The following is a 4,991-nucleotide window of genomic DNA, read 5'->3' as shown; positions in this document are numbered from 1 at the left end:
CCGACCAAGAAGTCATCCGACGGAGGCGTGCGTTTCGCTCCAACGATAATGATCACCGGGCGGATCTTATCTTAGCGGCATTGCTACTGGTCACTTCCGACGGGACATGAAGACATCTTCCTCGCACTGGTCTGGAAATGGTGGGATGACCAGGCTCTAGCGCTCCTTCAAGGGCGACGCAGGAGCGTCGGGGTAGGCGCTRCCAGAACCGCCATCGGCGAGATTCGCGACAAATTCACGGCCGAGAATCTACCTACCTTAGTTCAGCGAACCGAGGTCGACATAGAAAGTCTCTCGGGCGAACATGAAGACCGTGTCTTCGTCCGACAGATGCACTGGGTAGAATACCCTCCCCGGAATTTGCAATTGGCGATCGTTGATTATTACCGCGCGTTCGTGCACGAGACGCGATGGGTCGCTGAGGATCTAATTGGAATCGCCGAGATTGAAATCCTTGAGGCGAACCTGATCGCCGAATGGGAGGGGCAATTCGAGTGGATGAAGGTCGAACTTGGCGATGCTGCGGATGAGAAAACCATGCGGGCTGCGGGTCGGTCGATGCTACATCAACTTCTCGATCGAACTGAACTTCGCGTCCGCCCTCRGTATGATGATCCATTCTTCGTGCGAGGAATGCGCCACGGCCTAGCTGATGTCGGAAAGATTGGCTGGCATCCCGATTTCAGGAGCCGTCTTGAAATGCTCCTAAAAGTTCCAGTATCCTAACGGATAGGGCTAGATAAAGGTGAAAGGCTGTGGCCATTGGCAGCGTGGGGGGATCGGCCGAAGGTAGTACAGGCCATGCTAAATCCGGCATTGCTGGCGGTAGTCACGGCCTCGACTGCTAGCGGTTACCGCCGAGAGGCGAACGAGGCGATGCCTTGGCCAATGGCCTTCGTTGCAGCTCCTTTGGTGCTGCATCGCGGAAGCCGTGAGGCGCTGYCGGCGAGTACCGCGACCCATCTGACGACCTGGGTATCTCGAAACCCGACTATCCGCGCAGGATTCCCACTACGTGCCCGCGGTCTTGTCGAACCGGTCAGAGAGGGAATTCGGTTCGGACTGGTGCACGGTATATTGGAGATCGATGGCGGACGGTTGCTAGGGCATCAACTCAGGCGGAAGAGGGGCACTGAAGTCGCGGACGAGGTCGGTGAGCTGGTTCGTAAGGCGAATCTCTTGGGCCGATGGTTCGGCAAGGTTAATAGTCCCGTGACTATATTCGCTGTTCTAGGGGTGGARCCTTAACTGTCATGCAGATACTTGCGATCRCACTGTATAATTCGTCGGGAGGTCGACGGGTTATACGATTCTCTCCGGGTGCTCTCAATATCGTCACTGGCGACAGCAAGACCGGCAAGAGTGCTCTGCTGGATATCGTTGAATACTGCCTTGGTCGCGACGAAATGCAAATGCCTGTCGGCCCGATTACTCGAACGGTCGCCTGGTATGGGGTGCTGTTCGAATTGGAAGGTGGCCGTGCCTTCGTAGCTCGTCCGAGGCCTCTTCCTGGTCGGGCGACGACTCAGCAGGCAATGCTCGAGTTTGGATCAGGATTGGAGCCTTTGGACTCCTCTCGCCTGGTTGTAAATACGGACTCGCGCAGCGTTCGGGAGCAACTCGGCCGGAGAATTGGAATCGAAGAGAACCAGTTCGAGCCAGCGACATATTCCGCCCGATCTCCATACGAGGTGAATATTGGCCACGCGGCGCTTCTATGCCTACAGCGGCAAGGTGAGGTAGCTGATCGAAATCTTCTCTTCCATCGCCAGGGCGAACCAGGAATTTCTCAGACCCTGAAGGACACGATACCCTACTTCGTCGGCGCTGTGGCTTCTGACCAGGCGCTCAAACGGGCACAACTGGTGGCTGCACGTCGTGACCTTCGTCGAGCGGAGAATACGCTTCGACAAGCCGAAGAGGCCGCGCGTTCGACCGATATAGGCCTCGGGGCAATCTGGCGGGAGGCCTATGCGCTGGGTATGGTTGAACCAGAGCAGCCACCAAGCCGAGTTGAGATGGTGAGAAGGCTCCAGGCAGCTGTCACGGCGACGCAGGAACCAGATGCTGCAGGATCCGCTATAGCCGAACGCCTCGCCAATCTTCAGAACGACAGAGATCGACTCCGCGGGCAGATGCGAGCTATGTCKGTTGATCGGGATCTGCTTCTGGCGCAAGATAGAAGCGAAAMAGACTATGTTGGTGCGGCGAGAAGTCACGTGGCACGACTAACGAGTTTGAATCTTTTTCCAACCCAGTCTTCGGATCAAGAGAGTAGTCCCGGGTCGCTTTGCCCCATCTGTGGTTCGGCACTAACGGAACCGGACCCTATCCCCCTTCAACTTCAGCAGAGCCTTGAGCGCCTGAATAATGATCTAAGAGGAGTAGACGCGGCGAGGCCGTCTCGTCGTGCGGCCCTTTTGAGACTGGATGGCGACTTGGCTTCCATGCGCGATCAGGTTCGCACGATCGAGCGAGCCCTTGAGTCGATCGTGTCGGCACAGACAGTGTCCCAAGCACTACCCGATCGATCTCGTGTGGATTTCATGAGAGGACGAATCCATAGCTTTTTGTCAACTATGGAAGGTTCCTCCGAGTCGGAATTGAGTAACCTTAGGCGTATTCGCGACGGGCTGAGGGCACAGGTCGACAGTCTAGAGGCGGAACTCGATCCAGATGAGGAAAGGGAACAGTTGACTTCGCGCCTGGTGGCGATTAGCCAGGACATGACACGATGGGCAACTGATCTGGARCTTGAACACGGTAGTGGAAACGTCCGGATCGACATGAATCGACTTACGGTCGTCGCGGACACCGAAGATGGCCCTGCTCCGCTGTTCCGTATTGGAAGCGGCGAAAATTGGGTTGGCTATCATCTTGTCGCCCATCTCGCTCTGCACCGATATTTCGTGAGGCGAGAACGACCCGTTCCGCGCATACTGATGCTTGATCAACCGTCACAGGCATGGTATCGGTCCGAGGTCGCGCAGAACTCTGGCACTCTCGAAGACGATGCAGACCAGGCGGCGGTGAGGCGAATGTACCGTCTCATGTACAATACTGTGAACGAGTTGGCACCAAATATGCAGGTGATTGTGTGTGATCACGCGAACCTGCCGGAGGAATGGTTTCAGGACTCTGTCGTTCATAGATGGCGCGGAGGAGAGAAGCTAATTCCGCAAGAGTGGATTGATGAGATCGACGGATCATAACTTCGCCGAGGTTCTTGAAAATAGGTAATTTGGCTGTCGGGTCGCCTCCCTCGTTCTCTGCGATCGTAGGCTGCCGAATGCCTTTGGCGGRCGACTTTTTCCAGTGCGGTACGGTTGGTCAGAACGGGGCGTGGTCCACCGCCGTCGGCAGCCACGGTGGCAGCCAAGTGGGTGGACGAGCCCGGACGCGGACAGAGCCCGGCGGACGAGGTCCACCCAGTGACCAGCACCAGCGGACGTCTACGGACGCCGGTGGATCATGTGCTGAAGCCCTCATAATCCGTCGGTCGTGGGTTCGAGTCCCACCCGCCCCACCACGCTCCGTAGCTAGCCTCCKACCTGGGCAAATAGGTCACACCTATCGATCGGTGCGATCGCCGACAGTTCACAGATGCAGGTCAGCGGGCATGGCGGGCTGGTTCGCACAATGCCGGGCTTCCGGTGGGGCCGGCTCCGATGKTGACCGTTGGTGCTCGTGGTTGCGTGAGGCTCCGCAGTGGCCGAGGTGCGGATGGCCCAGCCAAGCGGGTGCCAGATCGGGTTTGGAGCGRGCAGGCTGGCGAGGCCGCTCGGGACACCGAGCCGGCGTAGCCCCTCCGTCAGTCAGACCGGTTTCTCGGCGCGACACGCACGCGAGAGTGAACTACGCGGGGCGAGCAGCCTGCGGTGGACGATCACGGAGCCGCGGACCAAGCCCACCGGGCATGTTCTGTCGCATCGCAGCCGGTGCTGACCGTGTCGCAAGGGTCTTGGCGTGATTGTCAGACCTGTGCGGCAGACTGTCACCCGTGGGGATCACGCTTCGCGAGCTGCCGGGGGACCCTCGTGCCGCGTCGCTGGACGAGCGGGACAACGGCGATAAGTTCGAGCGGCTGATCAAGGCATATCTGGAGACCGACCCGGGGTGTCTCCGAGGTCTGGCAGTGGACGGCCTGGCCTGGCCGTGCCGGGGTGACCGACGTCGGGATCGACCTGGTCACCGCGAACCGTGGCCAGAGCGGCTTCACCGMCTGCTCGCCGATGACAAGGTGCTGGTCCTCGCCGTCGACAGCGGTACCTCGCCAAGAACTTCCAGCAGGCCATGTCCGAGTCTGGTGAGATCAGAATCGACGAGTCCGCCACACTGCTCGGCTGCTGGAACGGGCTGGCCAGGAACTTCGGCCCCGAACGCGGCGGCGCCGGTGGCCCATGGCCCGGGCGCGGGCGTCCAGCACTCCGTCTTCGCGTGAGATCCCCTCAAGGAGCCCTGTGAGCACCCTCGGTAGTTTCATCTGGTCGATCGCCGACCAGCTTCGGGGTCCCTACCGGTAGATGTCAAGTCAAATGAGACAGTTGGTCGTTACTCGGTTGGCTTGGGACTGGCTGGTTGATCCACACGGTCTCGGGTAGACGGGGTGGCCGTGGCCGGCGCGCGAACCGCTCGGGGTGCRCTGCGCRGRCACGGTCGAGGGTGGCCTGYCGGYGGGCMTGGAGCTGCTTGGCGGTACCGAAGTGCACCGAGGCGGGCGTGTGGAACCCGATCCCGGAATGGCGGTGGTCGTGATTGTAGGCGGTGAAGAACCCCTCGCAGAAGACCCGGGCATCCGCCAGCGACCCGAACCTTTCCGGAAAATCGAACGTGTACTTGAGTGTCTTGAACTGCGCCTCCGAGTAGGGATTGTCATTCGAGGTCCGCGGTCGGGAATGAGACCGGTGGACGCCCAGGTCGACGAGAAGTTCGGACACAGGTTTGGAGACCATCGCCCCGCCGCGGTCCGCGTGGACTGCTCGGGGTGGGAT

The 4,991-nt window shown here is 59.7% G+C and carries 5 protein-coding genes; 4 read left to right on the top strand and 1 reads right to left on the bottom strand.

All coding sequences use genetic code 11. The features are described from left to right. Positions 1 to 330 precede the first annotated feature (330 nt). The 4 genes from BL254_RS26655 (at position 331) to BL254_RS29740 (ending at position 4,310) form a co-directional block, all read left to right on the top strand. A complete protein-coding gene (locus tag BL254_RS26655) occupies positions 331 to 726 on the top strand; it encodes an ABC-three component system protein (RefSeq protein ID WP_371391349.1) in 396 nt (131 codons plus the stop codon). A 36-nt stretch (positions 727 to 762) separates the two neighbouring features. Continuing rightward, positions 763 to 1,248 (top strand): three component ABC system middle component, encoded by a 486-nt coding sequence (locus tag BL254_RS29745; RefSeq protein ID WP_371391347.1) that lies wholly within the window; start codon positions 763 to 765, stop codon positions 1,246 to 1,248. Positions 1,249 to 1,253: 5 nt separating this feature from the next. After that, on the top strand, positions 1,254 to 3,212 hold the full coding sequence (locus tag BL254_RS24525; protein ID WP_076845374.1) for a DUF3732 domain-containing protein: 1,959 nt from the start codon (positions 1,254 to 1,256) through the stop codon (positions 3,210 to 3,212). Between the two features lie 885 nt (positions 3,213 to 4,097). After that, positions 4,098 to 4,310: a hypothetical protein gene (locus BL254_RS29740; RefSeq protein WP_217699372.1), complete on the top strand. Its 213-nt coding sequence runs from the start codon at positions 4,098 to 4,100 to the stop codon at positions 4,308 to 4,310. Positions 4,311 to 4,526: 216 nt separating this feature from the next. Here the strand turns inward: BL254_RS29740 and BL254_RS24515 are convergent. Then, positions 4,527 to 4,991, bottom strand: a 465-nt coding sequence (locus BL254_RS24515; RefSeq protein WP_217699371.1) for an integrase core domain-containing protein, incomplete at its 5' end; no start/stop codon positions are given.

This window comes from Protofrankia sp. BMG5.30, assembly GCF_001983005.1.
In the GTDB taxonomy this organism is placed as follows: Bacteria; Actinomycetota; Actinomycetes; order Frankiales; family Frankiaceae; genus Protofrankia; species Protofrankia coriariae.
This window is presented reverse-complemented; position numbering and strand designations above follow the sequence as displayed.